18 protein-coding genes are annotated in these 16,757 nt (G+C 75.3%); 4 read left to right on the top strand and 14 right to left on the bottom strand.

From position 1 onward, the window contains the following. Window positions 1–10: 10 nt before the first annotated feature. Window positions 11–484, bottom strand: coding sequence for an Lrp/AsnC family transcriptional regulator (locus O2W17_RS20450; RefSeq protein ID WP_269194298.1), 474 nt, complete (start codon window positions 482–484; stop codon window positions 11–13). Then, window positions 459–1,613, bottom strand: a complete 1,155-nt coding sequence (locus tag O2W17_RS20445; protein ID WP_269194297.1) for a M24 family metallopeptidase — start codon at window positions 1,611–1,613, stop codon at window positions 459–461. The genes O2W17_RS20450 and O2W17_RS20445 overlap by 26 nt, the downstream gene beginning before the upstream one ends. A gap of 171 nt (window positions 1,614–1,784) precedes the next feature. Here O2W17_RS20445 and O2W17_RS20440 point away from each other — a divergent pair, with 171 nt between their 5' ends. Continuing rightward, window positions 1,785–2,702 carry a 5'-3' exonuclease gene (locus O2W17_RS20440; RefSeq protein WP_269194407.1) on the top strand — a complete coding sequence of 306 codons (918 nt, stop codon included), beginning with the start codon at window positions 1,785–1,787 and terminating at the stop codon, window positions 2,700–2,702. 6 nt (window positions 2,703–2,708) lie between these two features. Here the strand turns inward: O2W17_RS20440 and O2W17_RS20435 are convergent, their stop codons facing one another. The 4 genes from O2W17_RS20435 to O2W17_RS20420 form a co-directional block, all read right to left on the bottom strand. Then, complete coding sequence (locus O2W17_RS20435) at window positions 2,709–3,416, bottom strand: DUF4333 domain-containing protein (RefSeq protein ID WP_269194296.1); 708 nt, start codon at window positions 3,414–3,416, stop codon at window positions 2,709–2,711. 89 nt (window positions 3,417–3,505) lie between these two features. After that, complete coding sequence (locus tag O2W17_RS20430) at window positions 3,506–6,334, bottom strand: DEAD/DEAH box helicase (RefSeq protein ID WP_269194295.1); 2,829 nt, start codon at window positions 6,332–6,334, stop codon at window positions 3,506–3,508. A 59-nt stretch (window positions 6,335–6,393) separates the two neighbouring features. Continuing rightward, window positions 6,394–7,290: a diacylglycerol kinase family protein gene (locus tag O2W17_RS20425; RefSeq protein WP_269194294.1), complete on the bottom strand. Its 897-nt coding sequence runs from the start codon at window positions 7,288–7,290 to the stop codon at window positions 6,394–6,396. Next, window positions 7,287–7,448: a hypothetical protein gene (locus O2W17_RS20420; protein WP_269194293.1), complete on the bottom strand. Its 162-nt coding sequence runs from the start codon at window positions 7,446–7,448 to the stop codon at window positions 7,287–7,289. Before O2W17_RS20420 ends, O2W17_RS20425 begins: the two co-directional genes overlap by 4 nt. 104 nt (window positions 7,449–7,552) lie before the next feature. Here O2W17_RS20420 and O2W17_RS20415 point away from each other — a divergent pair, with 104 nt between their 5' ends. Further along, on the top strand, window positions 7,553–8,935 hold the full coding sequence (locus tag O2W17_RS20415) for an FAD-dependent oxidoreductase (RefSeq protein ID WP_269194292.1): 1,383 nt from the start codon (window positions 7,553–7,555) through the stop codon (window positions 8,933–8,935). Between the two features lie 16 nt (window positions 8,936–8,951). Here the strand turns inward: O2W17_RS20415 and tatC are convergent, their stop codons facing one another. The 5 genes from tatC to O2W17_RS20390 all read right to left on the bottom strand — a co-directional run bounded on the left by tatC (window position 8,952) and on the right by O2W17_RS20390 (window position 12,551). Continuing rightward, window positions 8,952–9,926 (bottom strand): twin-arginine translocase subunit TatC, encoded by a 975-nt coding sequence (tatC, locus tag O2W17_RS20410; protein WP_269194291.1) that lies wholly within the window; start codon window positions 9,924–9,926, stop codon window positions 8,952–8,954. A 25-nt stretch (window positions 9,927–9,951) separates the two neighbouring features. Next, entirely contained in the window at window positions 9,952–10,275 is a 324-nt protein-coding gene (tatA, locus tag O2W17_RS20405) for a Sec-independent protein translocase subunit TatA (RefSeq protein WP_269194290.1), read from the bottom strand. A gap of 111 nt (window positions 10,276–10,386) precedes the next feature. After that, window positions 10,387–10,593 carry a hypothetical protein gene (locus O2W17_RS20400; protein WP_269194289.1) on the bottom strand — a complete coding sequence of 69 codons (207 nt, stop codon included), beginning with the start codon at window positions 10,591–10,593 and terminating at the stop codon, window positions 10,387–10,389. A 9-nt stretch (window positions 10,594–10,602) separates the two neighbouring features. Further along, on the bottom strand, window positions 10,603–11,577 hold the full coding sequence (locus tag O2W17_RS20395; protein ID WP_269194287.1) for a helix-turn-helix transcriptional regulator: 975 nt from the start codon (window positions 11,575–11,577) through the stop codon (window positions 10,603–10,605). Continuing rightward, window positions 11,574–12,551 carry a helix-turn-helix transcriptional regulator gene (locus O2W17_RS20390; RefSeq protein ID WP_269194286.1) on the bottom strand — a complete coding sequence of 326 codons (978 nt, stop codon included), beginning with the start codon at window positions 12,549–12,551 and terminating at the stop codon, window positions 11,574–11,576. The genes O2W17_RS20395 and O2W17_RS20390 overlap by 4 nt, the downstream gene beginning before the upstream one ends. Window positions 12,552–12,626: 75 nt before the next feature. Here O2W17_RS20390 and O2W17_RS20385 point away from each other — a divergent pair, with 75 nt between their 5' ends. Together O2W17_RS20385 and O2W17_RS20380 are read left to right on the top strand one after the other, a co-directional pair. Continuing rightward, window positions 12,627–13,790 carry a DUF3866 family protein gene (locus O2W17_RS20385; RefSeq protein ID WP_269194285.1) on the top strand — a complete coding sequence of 388 codons (1,164 nt, stop codon included), beginning with the start codon at window positions 12,627–12,629 and terminating at the stop codon, window positions 13,788–13,790. Then, window positions 13,787–14,080 carry a putative quinol monooxygenase gene (locus O2W17_RS20380; RefSeq protein WP_269194284.1) on the top strand — a complete coding sequence of 98 codons (294 nt, stop codon included), beginning with the start codon at window positions 13,787–13,789 and terminating at the stop codon, window positions 14,078–14,080. Before O2W17_RS20385 ends, O2W17_RS20380 begins: the two co-directional genes overlap by 4 nt. Before the next feature lie 5 nt (window positions 14,081–14,085). On the opposite strand, the gene pafA is transcribed toward O2W17_RS20380, so the two are convergent. Genes pafA through prcA form a run of 3 tightly spaced genes read right to left on the bottom strand, consistent with a single transcriptional unit; the run spans window position 14,086 to window position 16,757 of the window. After that, entirely contained in the window at window positions 14,086–15,444 is a 1,359-nt protein-coding gene (gene pafA, locus O2W17_RS20375; RefSeq protein ID WP_269194283.1) for a Pup--protein ligase, read from the bottom strand. A gap of 55 nt (window positions 15,445–15,499) precedes the next feature. Further along, complete coding sequence (locus O2W17_RS20370) at window positions 15,500–15,847, bottom strand: hypothetical protein (RefSeq protein ID WP_269194282.1); 348 nt, start codon at window positions 15,845–15,847, stop codon at window positions 15,500–15,502. Window positions 15,848–15,875: 28 nt separating this feature from the next. Then, entirely contained in the window at window positions 15,876–16,757 is an 882-nt protein-coding gene (gene prcA / locus O2W17_RS20365; protein ID WP_269194281.1) for a proteasome subunit alpha, read from the bottom strand.

Raw genomic sequence — 16,757 nt, 5'->3', positions numbered from 1 at the left:
GTCCAGCGGATCAGATGAGCGGGCGGGCCTCGTACGAGGTGGAGAGGACCACCGTGGTCCGGGTGGTGACGTTCGCGGCGCACCGGATCTCCTTGAGCAGGTTCTCCAGCGCGTCGGGCGAGGCCACCCGCACCTTGAGGATGTAGCTCTCCACGCCGGCGACCGCGTGGCACTCCTCGATGGCGTCCAGATGGGCCAGCAGCGACGGCGCGTCGTCGGTCTGCGCGTCGGTCGGGGTGATCGACACGAAGGCCGTCAGCGGCAGCCCGATCTGCGGGGCGTCGAGCGTCGCGCGGTACCCGGTGATCAGCCCCCGCTGCTCGAGCCGGCGCACCCGCTGGTGCACCGCCGAGACCGACAGGCCCACCCGCTCGGCGAGATCGGTGAAGCTCGCGCGGCCGTCGCGGGCCAGGGCCGCCAGCAGGGCGCGGTCGACGTCGACCGCGGTCGCCCCGGCCTCAGCCGGGGAGTTCGACGAGCTCACGGGAACCGTTGTTGAGGACGCGGACGCCGTCGTCGGTGCAGACCACGATGTCCTCGATGCGGGCGCCGTGACGGCCGGGCAGGTAGATGCCCGGCTCGACGGAGAACGCCATGCCGGGCTCGAGGGGCAGCTGGTTGCCGGCGACGATGTAGGGCGCCTCGTGGGAGTCCAGGCCGATGCCGTGGCCGGTGCGGTGGATGAAGTACTCGCCCCAGCCTCCGTCGGCGATGACCTCGCGCGCGGCGGCGTCGATCTGCTCGGCGGTGGCGCCCGGCCGCACGGCCGCGGTCGCGGCCTGCTGCGCCGCGTGCAGCACCGCGTACCACTCGGCGACCTCGGCGTCGGGCGCGCCGCCGACGACGTAGGTGCGCGTGCAGTCGGAGCGGTAGCCGGTGGCGGTCTGCCCGCCGATGTCGACGACGACCAGGTCGCCGGCGGCGACCACGCGGTCGGAGAGCTCGTGGTGCGGGCTGGCCCCGTTCGGCCCGGACCCGACGATGGTGAAGTCCACGCCGACGTGCCCCTCGGCGAGGATCGCCGCGGCGATGTCCGCGCCCACCTCCGCCTCGGTCCGCCCGACGGTCAGCCACTCCGCCATGCGGGCGTGCACCCGGTCGATGGCGGCGCCGGCCAGCGCCAGCTCCGCCACCTCGGCCTGGGTCTTGACCATGCGCAGCCGGTCGACGACCGGCGACGCGAGCTCGAGGGCGGCGCCGGGCAGGGCCCGCTGCACGCCGAGGGCGTGCTCGGCCCAGGTTCGCGAGCCGACGGCGACCCGCGCCGGGGCCGAGCCCAGTCGCTCGGTGGCCGCCCCGGCGAGCACCGCGAACGGGTCGTCGGTCTCGTCCCAGGCCAGGAGTTCCAGCCCGAGTGCGCCGGCGGGGCTCACGCCCACCATGGGCGCCTCCAGCCGGGGCACGACGAGGAACGGCTCGCCCGACCGCGGGACGGCGAGCGCGGTCAGCCGCTCCATGGCGTGCGCGTCGTACCCGCAGAGGTACCGCAGGTCGGCGCCCGGGGTGAGCACGAGCAGGTCGACGCCCAGCTCCCCGGCGACCGCGCGTGCGGCGTGCACCCGGTCGACGGTCACGAGCGGGCCGGTTCCGGCCGGATTCGTCGCGGTTCCCACCAGCGCAGACTAACCACGGGGGCCGTCGTTTCCCGCAATCGTTGCCAGACCGCTACCGTCCGCCGTCGTGGAGGAGTTCGGAAGGTCCCCGAGGAGCACGGCACCGTCGACCGCACGGGCAGCGGGCTGCCGCCCGGCCGCGGGGAACGGCGGTGCGGCCGCGTGACCACCATGCTGCTGGACGCCGCGTCGCTGTACTTCCGCGCCTTCTACGGCGTCCCGACCAGCGTGACCACGCCGGACGGGCGACCGATCAACGCCGTGCGCGGCTTCCTGGACATGACCGCCCGGCTGCTCACCACCCACGGCCCCGACCGGTTGGTGGCCTGCTGGGACGACGACTGGCGGCCGGCCTTCCGCGTCGAGGCGCTGCCCTCGTACAAGGCGCACCGGCTCTCCCCCGACGGCGGCGAGGAGACACCCGACGAGCTGGGTCCCCAGGTGCCGATCCTGGTCGAGGTGCTCGCGGCGGCCGGGCTCGCCCGCGTCGGTGCGCCCGGGTACGAGGCCGACGACGTGATCGGCACGCTCGCCACCCGCGCCCGCGGCCCGGTCGACGTCGTCACCGGCGACCGGGACCTGTTCCAGCTCGTCGACGACGCCCGGGGCGTGCGGATCCTCTACACCGCCCGCGGCATCTCCGACCTGGAGTTCGTGGACGAGGCGGCGGTCAAGGCCAAGTACGGGATCCCCGGCCGGGCCTATGCCGACTTCGCCGTGCTCCGCGGGGACCCCAGCGACGGTCTGCCCGGCGTCGCCGGGGTCGGTGCCAAGACGGCGGCGGCGCTGATCAACGAGTTCGGCGACCTCGCCGGCATCCGGGCGGCGGTCGCGCGGACCGTCGTCCCGAAGCCGCCGCTGACCGCCGCCGTGCTGAAGAAGCTGACCGCCGCGAACGACTACCTCGACGCGGCCCCGGTCGTGGTCGCGGTGGCCACGGGCATCGACCTGCCCGCGGTCGAGGGCGCGCTCCCCCGGTCGCCGGCCGATCCCTGGGCCCTCGCGGAGCTGGCCGAGGCCTACGGGCTGCAGTCGTCGCTCAGCCGGCTCGGCGCCGCGCTCGGCTGGCCCGACGGCGTCCTGGGCTGAGCGGGGTCAGGGCTCGGTCCAGGTGTAGCGGGCGCCGTCCTCGTCGGTGATCTCGATCCGCAGGGTGATCTGCTCGTCGTCGGCGGTCACGCCGGTGCACTCGTAGGTGGCGCCCTGCTCGACCGCCATCTCCTCGGCGCACTCGAGGTCCACCGCCACGCCCTCGAGCTGCTCGAACTGGACCGCGACGTCGCGCTCGACCGCCGTCCGGGACAGGGCGGTCGGCCCGGCGGTGGTGGCGAGGAGGGCGACGGTGACGGCGACGACGGCGAGGGCCGCCAGCACGGCGAGCAGCCCCCACCGGGGCCCGCGCGGGGCGGGCGGCTGCCCCGGCGGACCGAACGGCCCGCCGGGGCCGGTTGGGGCGTACCCCGGCCCGCCGTAGGGCGCAGCCGCGCTCCCCGGCGGCCGTCCGTGCTGCTGGCCGGACGCCCCCCACGGCGGCTGCCCCCAGCCGTGCGGGGGCGGCACGGGCTGACCGAAACCACCGGGCGGGCGGGTGTAGGGCTGGGTGGCGCCGTGCGGCGGACCACCCGGCTGCGGGCCCCAGGGTCCGTACGGCCCCTGGGCGTGCGGGGCCGGCCCGTACGGGGGCTGGCCGTAGGGAGGCGGCCCGTGCGGCGGCGGCCCGTGCCGCGGGTGGTCGACGGGACCCGGCACCGGGCCGTCCGGGCCCCCACCGCTGCGGCCGTCGCGGTACGGCGGGTCGGTCATCGTCGCTCCCGGGTCGCTGGCGCCCCTCGCCGGGACACGCTCGGATTCTGCCGCACCGGCCCCGCTCCCCGCGGCCGGCGACGCGCTCGTCAGCCGCCGACCGCGACGGCCACCACGCCGCGGCGGATCCGCTCCACCGCGGCGCGTGCCGTCCGCGCGACCCCGTCGTCGGCGACCTTCCCGAGCTGGTCGAGCAGGTCCAGCAGCTGCCGGGTCCACCGCACGAAGTCGCCGCCGGAGAGCTCGGTGCCGGCCTGCTCCGCCCCGGCCAGCACCCGGTCCAGGCTCTGCCCGTCGGCCCAGCGGTAGGCGGCCCAGGCGAAACCGAGGTCCAGGTCGCGGCCGGCCGGGACGCCGCGGTCGAGCTCGACGTCCTGCAGCCGCGAGCGGATGCCGCGCATCTCGCCGATCGCCGCCGCGACCTTTCCGGCCGGCACCGCGGGCAGGCTCGGGGTGTCCCGCCGCGCCTCGAAGACCAGCGTGGAGACCGCGGCCGCCAGCTCCGCCGGGTTCAGCCCCCGCCACGCGCCGGCCCGGAGGCACTCGGCGGCCAGCAGGTCCGACTCCGACCAGATGCGGGACAGCCGCCGGCCGTCGTCGGTGATCCTGACCTCGCCCGCGTCGACCACCCCGGTGTCGGCGGCCACCAGCGGAGCCGGCTCCGGCACCAGGTACCCCAGCTCCTCCAGGACGTCGCAGGTGCGGTCGAACTGCCGGGTGAGCGACCCCGTGCGCTCGGCCATCTTGCGGTGCAGCGACTCCGCCTCGTGCACCGCGCGCAGCCAGCGCTCGGCCACCCGCACCCGCTCCTCGCGGTCGGGCAGCTGGTGCACCGGGTGGTTGCGCAGCGCCTGCCGGAGGTCGGCGAGCACCGGGTCGTCCGCGGCGGCCGAGCGGTGCTTCACCCGCCGGGCACCCAGGTCGTGCTCGACGCGGGCGTTTCGCAGCGTGGAGGCGAGGTCGCGGCGCGCGTGCGGGCTGCGGTGGTTGAAGTTCTTCGGCACCTTCACCCGGGCCAGCGCCGACACCGGTGCGGGGAAGTCGACCGAGCCGAGCCGGCCGGCCCACTTGTCCTCGGTCAGCACCAGCGGGCGCGGGTCGGCGAGGTCGGTGATGCCCGGGTCGAGGACGACCGCCAGCCCCTGCCGCCGTCCCGTGGGCACCCGGATGACGTCGCCCGGGCGCAGGGCGGCCAGGGCGTCGGAGGCCTCCATGCGGCGCTTGGCCTGCGAGTCGCGGGAGAGTTCCTTCTCCCGGTCGGCGATCTCCCGGCGCAGCTGCACGTAGGCCCCGACGTCCCCGCGGTCGGACCGCATCTGCGCGGCGAGCTGCTCGGCGTCCCGCTCGTGGCGGGCCGCCGCCCGGGCCAGGCCGACGACCGAGCGGTCGGCCTGGAACTGGGCGAACGAGCTGGCCAGGAGCTCCCGCGCCCGTGCCCGGCCGAAGGAGCTGACCAGGTTGACGGCCATGTTGTAGCTGGGCCGGAAGCTCGATCGCAGCGGGTAGGTGCGGGTGCTGGCCAGCCCGGCGACGACCGACGGGTCCATGCCCGGCGCCCACAGGACGACGGCGTGCCCCTCGACGTCGATCCCGCGGCGGCCGGCCCGGCCGGTGAGCTGGGTGTACTCCCCCGGCGTGACGTCGACGTGCGCCTCGCCGTTCCACTTGACCAGCCGCTCGAGGACGACGGTCCGCGCCGGCATGTTGATGCCCAGCGCGAGCGTCTCGGTGGCGAACACGGCCTTGACCAGGCCGCGGACGAAGCACTCCTCGACCGTCTCCTTGAACGCCGGCACCAGCCCGGCGTGGTGGGCCGCCAGCCCGGCCAGCAGCCCCTCGCGCCACTCCCAGAAACCGAGGACGTGCAGGTCCTCCTCGGGCAGCGAGCCGGTGCGCTCGTCGATGATCGCGGCGATCTCGGCGCGCTCGGTCTCGTCGGTGAGCCGCAGGCCGCTCAGCAGGCACTGGGAGACCGCGGCGTCGCAGCCGTTGCGGCTGAACACGAAGGTGATCGCCGGCAGCAGCCCCGCCCGGTCGAGGCGCTCGACGACGTCGGAGCGCGCCGGGGGCCGGTATCGGGGCCGGTGGTGGCCCTCTCGGCGGCCGTTGCCGCCCCAGGTGTCGAGGCGGCGCTCGTGCTCCCGCACGTAGCGGACCAGCTCCGGGTCGACGACGGAGGCGCCGCGCTCCCGGGTGGACAGCGGGCGGGGCCCCTCCCCCTGCTCCCCCGCGTGCGCCGCCGGGCGGAGCGAGAACAGGTCGAACACCCGGTTGCCGACCAGCATGTGCTGCCACAGCGGGATGGGCCGGACCTCGCTGACCACGACCTCCGTGTCGCCGCGCACGGTGACCAGCCAGTCGGCGAACTCCTCGGCGTTGCTCACCGTCGCCGACAGGGAGACCAGGGTGACCGACTGCGGGAGGTGGATGATCACCTCCTCCCAGACGGCGCCGCGGAACCGGTCGGCGAGGTAGTGCACCTCGTCCATCACCACGTAGCCCAGCCCGGTCAGCGCCGGCGACTCGGCGTAGAGCATGTTCCGCAGCACCTCGGTGGTCATCACCACCACCGGGGCGTCGCCGTTGACGGCGTTGTCGCCGGTCAGCAGCCCCACCCGGTCGGCGCCGTAGCGCTCGACCAGGTCGTTGTACTTCTGGTTGGACAACGCCTTGATCGGCGTCGTGTAGAACGCCTTGCGCCCCTCGGCGAGAGCCTTGTGCACGGCGAACTCGCCCACCACGGTCTTGCCGGCGCCGGTAGGCGCGCAGACCAGGACGCCCGAGCCGTCCTCCAGCGCCTCGCATGCCTCCACCTGGAAGGGGTCCAGGGAGAAGCCCAGCTCGGCGGCGAAGTCGGCCAGCGTCGGGTGGGAGGTCCGCCTCCGGGCAGCGGCGTACCGCTCAGCGGGGCTGGACATGCCCCCACGTTAGGCGCTCGCTCCCGGACGATCAGGTCGGCTGATCACCGGAGGGCCGGTCAGGCGGGGGCGGCGCCGACCACGCGGAGGGCTCCGGGCACGCACTCGCTGACCACCGGCAGCGGCGCCACCGGCTCCCCGTCGGCGTAGGTGGTGACGCCTGCGCAGGCCAGCTCCACGCGGGCGGCCCGGTGCACGCTCACCGCGGGGTGGGTGACGTGGGAGCCGTCGGCCAGCCGCGGTTTCGTGCGGATCAGCTCGCGCCGCGTGGTGGGGCCGACGACGGTGACGTCGAACAGCCCGTCAGCCGGGTCGGCGTCCGGGCAGATCCGGAGCCCGCCGCCGTACCAGGCGGTGTTGCCGACGGCGACCATCGTCGCCGCCAGCGTCCGCTGCGCCCCGTCCAGCGAGAGCGTCACCTCGTACGGGCGCAGCCGGGCCAGCTCGGCGAGGACGGCCAGGTCGTAGCGCCGTCGCCCCGGCGGCCAGCGCAGCCGGTTGGCCCGGTCGCTCACGGCGGAGTCGAAGCCGCAGCAGAGCACCGTGGCCCACCACCGGCCCGCGGAACGGCCGGCGTCGACGCTGCGGGCCCGGCCGGCCAGCAGGTCGGCCGCGGCGGCGCGGACCGCCGCGGCCGGGTCGGCGGGCACCCCGAGGGCGAGCGCCAGGTCGTTGCCGGTCCCGGCCGGGACGAGCGCCAGCGGGACCGCCGTCCCGGCGACCACCTGGAGCGCGGCGTGGGCGGTGCCGTCCCCGCCCACGGCGACCACGGCGGAGGCACCGCCCGCGACCGCGGCGGCCACCTCGGCCTCGGCGCGGGCCCGGGTGGCGGCCTCGAGCACCCGCGGCGTGATCCCCGAGGCCCGCAGGGCGGCGAGCACGCCCCCGGTGACCGTCCGGGCCCGCCCGTGGCCGGCTGCGCGCCCGGCCAGGACGGCGACCTCGAGGCCGCTCACCGCTCGCCCGCCGGACCGGCGCGCAGGTGCGCCCGCTCGCCCGTCCGCCCGAAGCGGCCGAGGAACTCCACCGCCCCGGCGCCGGCGGCACCGGACCGGTGCGGCACCCGGGTGGCGGCCCCGGCGGCGGAGAGGGTGTGCTCGAGCTCGTCGTCCACGCCACCAGCTTGCACGCCGTCCCGAGGTGCGGGTGTGCCGCGGCGTCTCCACTATGGGCGCTCGGACACTTCCCGCCCCCGCGGCGGCCGTCGGGAGGAGCCCCATGCGCGTCGTCGTCGCCGGAGGAGGGGTGGCCGGCTGCGCGGCAGCTCTGGCCCTCGCCCGCCAAGGGCACCCGGTCGCGGTGCTGGAGCGGGACGCCACCCCGCGACCCGCGGCGGTGGTGGAGGCGGAGAACTGGGCGCGCCGTGGCGTCGCCCAGTTCCACCAGCCGCACGCCGTGCTCGCCCGGCTGTACGCCGAACTGGCCGCGGGGCTGCCGGACGTGCTGGACGCGCTGGCGGCGCAGGGCGTGCCGGAGGTGCCGCTGCCGGAGGGGCTCCGGTCGCTCTGGTGCCGCCGGAGCACGCTCGAGTGGGTGCTGCGCGCAGCGGTGGAGACCGAGCCGGGCATCTCCCTGGTGCCGGAGTCCGTGGCCGCGGTGGAGGCGGACGGCGGCACCGTGCGCGGCGTCCGGCTGCTCGACGGCGCCACCCTCCCCGCCGATCTCGTGGTGGACGCGGGCGGCCGGCGCGGCCGGCTGTCCCGGCCGTGGCTGGCCGAGACGCTCTCGTCCCCGGCCGACGAGGTGTACGTCTCGCGCCGGTACCGACTCCTGCCCGGCGCCCGGACGCCAGCAGCCAACCGTGGGGTCATCTCGGTGGCCGAGGCCGACGGCTACGCGGCCCTGGTGTTCCCGCACGACGGGCGGACCTTCTCGGTCTGCTTCACCCGGCTGCCCGACGACGACGAGCTGACCTCGCTGCAGCGGACCGCCGTCTTCGAGGCGGCCGCCCGCCTCGTCCCCCTGACCGCGGAGTGGGTCGCCCCGGAGCGGTCCGTCCCCGCCTCGCCTGTGACGGTCATGGGTGGGCTGCGCAACACGTTCCGGCAACTCGACCCGGCCGCCCCCCTGGGCCTGCACCCCCTCGCCGACGCCGTCTGCACGACCAACCCGCACTTCGGCCGGGGGACGGCGCTGGCCGTCGCCCACGCGCTGCGGCTGGCCGAGGCGGTGGCCGGTGACCCTGGCGACCCCCGCGCCTGGCGGGAGCGCGAGGGCTCCTGGGTCGCCGGGGAGCTGCGGGGGTGGTTCGACGACTCGCGCGAGATCGATGCCGACCGGGCAAGGGTGTGGCGTGCGGTCCGGGACGGGCAGCGGCCCGGTGGTGGCGGTTCCCCGGCGCCGGGCCCGGTGCCCCGGCTGCTCGTGCTGGCCGCGGCCGGCGCCGACCCGGAGGTCGCCCGGGTGGTGCTGCGGCACATGCACCTGGTCGACCCGCCGGACGGGCTCTCGGCCGCCCACGCCCGGGTAGGAGCTCTGCTCGCGCGGGGCTGGGCGCCGGGCCGGCCGGCGCCCGACGGGCCGCCGCCGGGTCTCCCCCTGGCCCCGCCACGCGACGAGCTGGTGGCGGGGCTGGCTGCCGCGTCGGAGCTGCCGGCCTGAGCGCCGGCCGTCCCCCTCAGCGGTGCGAGGAGGCCGGTGGCCCGTCGGCCGGCTTCCGCGTGCGCCCGAGGTCGTCGCGGGGCCGCACCAGGTCGACGTCGGCAGCGGTGGTGTCCAGTTCCGAGGGCCGGGCGTCCAGCGGGGAGGCGTCGTCGTCGTCCAGGCCGTGGAAGTGCTCGAGCGCGTCCCGCTTGGCCCGGCGCCGGTCCACGATGCGGGCCAGCTGGATGGCCAGCTCGAACAGCACGATCATCGGCCCGGCCATCAGCAGCATGGTGAACGGGTCCTGCGTCGGCGTGACGAACGCGGCGAACACGATGGTGAGGAAGAAGATCCAGCGGCGGCTCTTCGCCAGCACCTCGTGGCTGAGCACGCCGACCAGGTTCAGCGCGACCGCGATGAGCGGGACCTCGAAGCTGGCGCCGAACGCGACCAGCAGCGAGAGCACGAAGCCGATGTAGTCCTGCGCGGTGAGCGCCACCACGACGCCGTCACCGGCGAGGCTGAGCAGCAGTTCCAGACCGGCCGACAACGACACGTAGGCCAGCACCGCACCCAGGGCGAACAGCACGGAGGAGACGGCGACGAAGCCGATGCCGTAGCGCTTCTCCTTGCTCTTGAGGCCCGGGGTGATGAACGCCCACAGCTGCCACAGCCAGAACGGGGCCGAGAGCACCACGCCGGCCAGGAAGGCCACCTTGAAGCGGATGAAGACGCCGCCGAAGACGTTGGTGATCAGCAGCCCGCACCCGCCGGCGTCGTCCCCGCCGTAGCGGAGGTCCTCCGGCAGCCCGCAGTACGGGGCGCGGATGAACTCGCCGAGGCCGTGCTCGTACCACCAGAAGCAGACCGCGGTGGCCAGCAGGATGGCCAGCCCCGCCTTGGCGATGCGGTTGCGCAGCTCGGTCAGGTGCGCGACGAGGCTCATGGTGGCCTGCGCGTCGCGGGGTGGCCGACGCCGGCGGCGCGAACCGCGGGTCGACTCGCTCACCGCCGTGCTCCCGGGTGCAGGGAGGTCAGCGCGAGCCGTCGGACGAGCGCGCCTGATCCGCCCGGGCCCGCAGCTCGGCCGCGCGGAGCTCGGCGATCCGGGCCTCCTCCTGCAGCTGCGCGTCCAGGTCACCCGACGCGGCGGGCGGGGTCACGATCTCACCGCGCAGGGGCGTGGTGGTGGCGGCGTCCTTCGCGCGGACGTCGTCGTCCTTCATGCCCTTCATCTCGCCCTTGAAGATGCGCAGCGAGCGACCGAGCGAGCGCGAGGCGTCAGGCAGCTTCTTGTAGCCGAAGAGCAGCAGGATGGCCAGGATGATCAGGCCGATCTCGAGCGGGCCGAGTCCCATGGCGCGTCCTCCAGAAGTTCGGGTGGCAGCGGCGATGCTACGTGAGGAAGTGCTCGCGCTTAAGCCCTGCGCGGACGCATCCGGATCGGCCCGGACCTGTTCGCCGGCCGTTCAGTTCGGGGCCGTGCGCTGGTCGCGCAGCCGGCCGGCCCGCTCGGCGGACCGCTGCACCTGGGTGCGCACCGGGGCGACGTCGTGCTCGACCGCCTCGAGCTCCCGGCCCAGCCGGCCGAAAGCGCCGAGGGTGCCGTGCGCGACCACGCCGAGGACGACGAGCGCCAGCACCACCACGACGGCCAGGACGATCCAGAACACCACGGGGCGACCCTAGCCGTCGCGGCCCGGCGTCACCCCGTAGCGGGCGAGCGCGGCCCGCGCCTCGGCAGCCACCTGGGCGCCGATCTCGGCCGGCTCGTCCACGACCGCGCCGCCGCCCAGGGTGGCGACCAGCCGCCGCGCCCAGGCCAGGTCGCCGGTGCGGACGGTGACGGCCAGCCCGCCGGGTGGGTCGTCGACCGGGGTGACGTCCTCGGTCGGGTAGTACTCGGCGACCCAGCGCGCGCTCCGGTCCAGCCGCAACCGGACCGCCGGGGCGTCGGGGGCCGGCTGGTAGACGCCGTTGTCCACGTTGCGGCCGGTGGCCTGCGGCGGGGGCGCCGCCGCCTCGTCGAGGACCGCGACGTCGTCGAGCCGGTCGAGCCGGAACAGCCGCACGCCCTCCGCCCGCCGGCACCAGGCCTCCAGGTAGGACCGGCCGTCGACCAGCAGCAGCCGCATCGGGTCCACGGTGCGCTCGGTGCGCTCGTCCCGGGTCGGCACGTAGTAGTGCAGGTGGAGAGCCCGGCCGCGCTCGAGGGCGTCGCGGACGACGGCCAGGTTCTCCTCGCGCGCGTCCACGCTGACCGCCACGGGGCTGACCCGGTCGGCGGCGTCACCGGCCGCGGCGGACACCTTCGCCAGCGCGTGGCTGACCGCGTCGCGCTCGGCGAGCCCCGGCAGCTCGAGCAGCGTGCGCAGCGCCACCACCAGGGCCACCGCCTCGTCGGTGGTGAGCCGCAGCGGCCGCACCATGCCGGCGCTGAAGGTGACCCGCACCCGGTCGCCCTCGAAGGCGACGTCGATCAGGTCGCCGGGGCCGTAGCCGGGCAGGCCGCACATCCACAGCAGCTCGAGGTCGCTGCGCACCTGCCGCTCGGTGACGCCGAAGTCGCGGGCCGCCTCGGCGAGCGCCACCCCGTCGGGCCGGGCGCTCAGGTACGGGACGAGGGCCAGCAGCCGGGTCATCCGGTCGGTCGTGCTCACGCGCGCTCCCCCATCGCCGCCAGGCGGGTCAGCCGGCCGATCACCGCGTCGCGCACCTGGGTGGGCGCCTCCACGACGACGTCCGCGCCGTAGGCGGCCAGCTCGTCGGCCAGCGCCCACGGCTCGGTGGTGCGCAGCTGCAGCCGGTCGTCGCCGTCGTCGGCGGGGCCCAGCGACGTGGCCCGCCGGCGCAGCCCGACCGCCGTACCGGGCCGGGCCCGGACGACGACCAGGTGCTCCTCCCCCGTGACCTGACCGGCCACGACGACGGTGAGGTCGAGGTCGGCCGGGGGCTCGAACGCGCCGGCCGGGCCGACGGCCTTCGGCGCGCCGACCACCCGGGACAGGCGGAACACCCGCGGGGCCTGCCGGTCCAGGTCGTGGCCGACGAGGTACCAGCGGCCGTGCCACGCGACCACCCCCCACGGCTGGACGTCCCGGCGGACGGCGGTGTCCTCGTCGGGGCGCCGGTAGTCGAACTGCAGCCGGCGGCGGTCGCGGGCCGCGGCGTAGCAGGGCTCGAAGGCGGCCTCGCCGCGGTCGATGCGGGGCTGGATGGGGAGCGACCGGGAGGTGTCGACGTCGACCCCGGCCGCCCGCAGCTTCACCAGCGCGCTCTGGGCGGCGCCGGCCAGCTGGGCCGACTCCCACAGCCGCAGGGCCAGGCCCACGGCGGCCGCCTCCTCGCCGGTCAGGTGGATCTCGGGCAGCTCGTAGTCGGCGCGGGCGATGCGGTAGCCGTCCTCGGTGTCGAAGACGCTGGTGCGGCCGGTCTCCAGCGGCACGCCCATCTCGCGCAGCTCGGCCTTGTCCCGCTCGAACATGCGCTTGAACGCCTCGTCGGCGCGGTCGCTGCCGTCGTCGGCCTCGTACCCGGGCACCGTGGCGCGGATCCTGGCCGCCGTCACGTACTGCCGGGTGCTGAGCAGCGCGATGACCAGGTTGACCAGTCGCTCCGCCCGCTTGGCCGCCATGCCCTCAGGCTAGTCAGCCCGCCGTCCGGCCGTCGCCGTCCGGCCGTGCCGCGGGGTGCTGGATAGCCTGCCGGTATGAGCAGTGCAGGCACGTCCGCGCCCGTCTCCCGCATCCGTTGGCGGCGCGGCCGGGTCACCGCCACCGGCCGGACCGGGCGCGACTCGCTCGAGCTGACCGTCGACGTGCCCGGCGACGGCGAGGTCGCGGCGCTCGCCTACCCGTCGCTGGTCGGCGTCCCGGAGATCGGCGACGACGTGCTGCTCAACACGACCGCGCTGGCGCAGGGCCTGGGCACCGGTGGCTACGCGCTCGTCGTCGCCGTCCCCGACCGGCTGCCGGCCGACCCTGAGGGCGGCGGCCACCTGGTCAAGGCCCGCTACACGCCGCTGCAGGTGACGGTGCAGGGCGTGGACGAGCAGGAGACCGAGCACCACGCCGCGATCGCCGCGGCCGACGACCTCGGCGGGATGCCCGTGGTCGTCGCGGACCTGCACTCGGCGCTGCCGGCCGTCCTCATCGGGATGCTCGCGACCGATCCCGACCTCAAGGTCGCCTACGTGATGACTGACGGCGGCGCGCTGCCCGCCGCCTTCTCCCGCACCCTCGACGCGCTGCGGACGTCGCTGGCCGGCGTTGTCACCGTGGGCCAGGCCTTCGGCGGCGACCTGGAGGCGGTCACCCTGCACACCGGGTTGCTGGCGGCCAGGCACGTGCTCGGCGCCGACCTGGCGATCGTCAGCCAGGGGCCCGGCAACCTGGGCACCGGGACGCCGTGGGGCTTCTCCGGCGTCGCGGCCGGCGAGGCGTGCAACGCGGTGAGCGTCCTCGGTGGCCTGCCCGTGGGTGCGCTGCGGATCTCCGACGCCGACCCCCGCCCGCGGCACCGCGGGGTCTCGCACCACTCGCTGACCGCGTTCGGGCGGGTGGCGCTCGGCGGGGTCGCGCTGATCGCGCCGCGCGGCCTCTCGTCGGAGCTGGGCGGCCAGGTGGACGAGGACCTCGCCGGGCAGCCGGAGCGCAACGTGGTGGTGTGGGTCGACACCGACGGGCTGGACGCCGCCCTCGGCCTCTCCCCCGTGCCGCTGCGTACGATGGGCCGCGGCTACCCGGAGGAGCGCGCCTACTTCCTGGCCGCCGCCGCGGCCGGCCGGTACGCGGCCCTCCAGGTCCCCCTCCCCGAGGAGGCGGAGACGTTCGGAGCCGAGGCGGAGCCCGAGTCCGCCGGCCGGCCGTCGTGATCATCATCGCCGGGTCGCTCCGCCTCGCCGCCGACGACCGGGCGCGGTACCTGGCGGCGGTCGCCGACGTGGCGCCTGCCGCGCGCCGGGCACCCGGCTGTCTGGACTTCGTGCAGGCGCCCGATCCGGCGGACCCGGAGCGGATCCTCGTCTTCGAGCGGTGGGAGTCCGACGCGGACGTCGAGCGGTTCCGCACGTCCGGGGACCGGGACGAGCCGCAGCCCGAGCTGCCGCCGCTCCAGGACGCCGACGTGCACAGGTACCGGATAGCGTCGGTCGAGGCGCCCTGAGCGGCTCACATGCTGGCGATGAGCTTCTCGACCCGCTCGTCGACGGACTTGAACGGGTCCTTGCACAGCACGGTGCGCTGGGCCTGGTCGTTGAGCTTCAGGTGCACCCAGTCGACGGTGAAGTCGCGGCGCTTCTCCTGGGCCTTCCGGATGAACTCGCCGCGCAGCTTCGCGCGGGTCGTCTGCGGCGGCACGTTCTTCGCCTCGAACACCCGCGGCTCGTGGACGACGCGGTCGACCTGACCCGCGCGCTCGAGCAGGTAGTACAGCCCGCGGGTGCGGCTGATGTCGTGGTAGGCGAGGTCCATCTGCGCGACCCGGGGGGAGGACAGCGTCAGGTCGCGCTTGGCCCGGTAGCGCTCGATGAGGCTGTACTTGATGGCCCAGTCGATCTCACGGTCGATGAGGCTCAGGTCCTCGCTGTCGACGGCCTTGAGCACCCGGCCCCAGAGCTCCAGCATCTGCCGGTGCACGGGGCTGCAGCCCTCGCGGTCGACGAACTCCGTGGCCCGGCTGTGGTACTCGGACTGGATCTCCAGCGCCGACATCTCGCGGCCACCGGCCAGCCGCACCTTGCGCCGGCCGGTCATGTCGTGGCTGATCTCCCGGATCGCCCGGATCGGGTTCTCCAGCGTCATGTCCCGGATCGGCACGCCCGCCTCGATCATGCGGAGCACGAGGTCGGTCATGGTGACCTTGAGCAGCGTCGTCGTCTCGCTCATGTTCGAGTCGCCGACGATGACGTGCAGCCGCCGGTAGCGCTCGGCGTCGGCGTGCGGCTCGTCCCGGGTGTTGATGATCGGGCGGGAGCGCGTGGTGGCGCTGGAGACGCCCTCCCAGATGTGCTCGGCCCGCTGGCTGACGCAGTACAGGGCGCCGCGCGGCGTCTGCAGGACCTTGCCGGCGCCGACGACGATCTGCCGGCTGACGAGGAACGGGATCAGCACGTCGGCCAGCCGGCCGAACTCGCCGTGCCGGCCGACGAGGTAGTTCTCGTGGCAGCCGTAGCTGTTGCCGGCCGAGTCGGTGTTGTTCTTGAACAGGTAGATGTCGCCGGTGACGCCCTCCTCGGCCAGGCGCTGCTCGGCGTCGACCAGCAGCCCCTCGAGGATCCGCTCGCCGGCCTTGTCGTGGACGACGAGCTCGGCCAGGTCGTCGCACTCGGCCGTCGCGTACTCGGGGTGGCTGCCGACGTCGAGGTAGAGCCGGGAGCCGTTGCGCAGGAAGACGTTGGAGCTGCGCCCCCACGACACCACGCGCCGGAAGAGGTAGCGGGCCACCTCGTCCGGTGAGAGGCGGCGCTGCCCCTTGAAGGTGCACGTGACGCCGTACTCGGTCTCGATCCCGAAGATCCGTCGGTCCACGCTCCGAGACTAGGCGCCGGGAGCGACACCGGCCCAGCACCGGACCGGCGGGCCGTCACCGCTTCGCGTCGAGTCGCTGCAGCAGGTCGTCGAACGCCCGCTCGATCTCGTCGTGCCCGTTCTGGGACGCCCGCTGCTTGCCGTGGATCAGCGCGGCCCGGTTCACCTTCCGGAAATCCCCGTACGGGAAGGAGTAGCGCTTCTTGGTCTGCTCGTTCGCGTCCGGGTCGACGGCGAGGTGCCAGGCGGCGTAGCCGTCCCAGCCGTGCTGCTCGATCTCGGTGTTGCCGTCGTCGGCGGACGGGGCGGCGTCGGACCACCCGGTCCGGTCGTCGACGGTTCCCTCGTCGATCAGCTTCCGGGCACGGGTGACGGCGTCGTCGTTGATCTCGTAGTTCGGCATGCCGACTCCCCTACCCCGCCGACGGGAGTCAGCCGGCCGTGTCCCCGCCGGTCTGCGGGTGCCCCTCGCCGGTGTCGGGAACGCCGCCCGCGGTGTCCGGCGCCGCCGGGTCGCCGAGGCCGGCGGGCGTGCCGGGTGCGGGGTGGGTGGGCACGTGGGCGGAGGGCTGCACCTGCGAGCCCTCCTCGCCGGCCTGCCCGTCGCCCAGGAGTCCGTGGAGGGCGGCACCGACGACCCGGCGGAAGGCGCGCTTGGGCCGCCGTCGGTCGAGGACGGCGACCTCCAGCTGCTGGGCGCCCAGGCGGGAGGGGCCGCCGTCGGCGGCACCGGCGGTGGCCGGGCTGACGGCCGAGAGCGCGTCCACCCCCACCTTCAACGCATCGGCCAGGCCCATGCCGGGGTGGAAGTTCTCACGCAGGTGCGAGGTCACGGAGTCGGCCTGGCCGCCCATGACGACGAAGTTCGGTTCGTCGACGACCGAGCCGTCGAAGGTCAGCCGGTAGAGCTGGTCGTGCTCCGGCGTCTCCCCCACCTCGGCCACGCAGAGCTCGACCTCGTAGGGCTTCATCTGCTCGGTGAAGATGGCGCCGAGGGTCTGGGCGTAGGCGTTGGCGATCACCCGGCCGGTGACGTCGCGCCGGTTGTAGGAGTAGCCGCGGACGTCGGCCAGGCGGACGCCGGCCACCCGGAGGCTCTCGAACTCGCTGTAGCGGCCGACGGCGGCGAAGCCGATCCGGTCGTAGATCTCGCCGATCTTGTGCAGCGTGGAGCTGGGGTTCTCGGCGATCAGCAGGACGCCGTCGGCGTAGGTGAGGACGGCGACGCTGCGGCCGCGGGAGATGCCCTTGCGGGCGTACTCCGAGCGGTCGCGCATGACCTGCTCGGCGGAGGCGTAGTACGGCATGGTCAT

Origin of the sequence: Blastococcus sp. VKM Ac-2987, from assembly GCF_026967805.1 — a bacterium.
Classification (GTDB): Bacteria; Actinomycetota; Actinomycetes; order Mycobacteriales; family Geodermatophilaceae; genus Blastococcus.
This window is presented reverse-complemented; position numbering and strand designations above follow the sequence as displayed.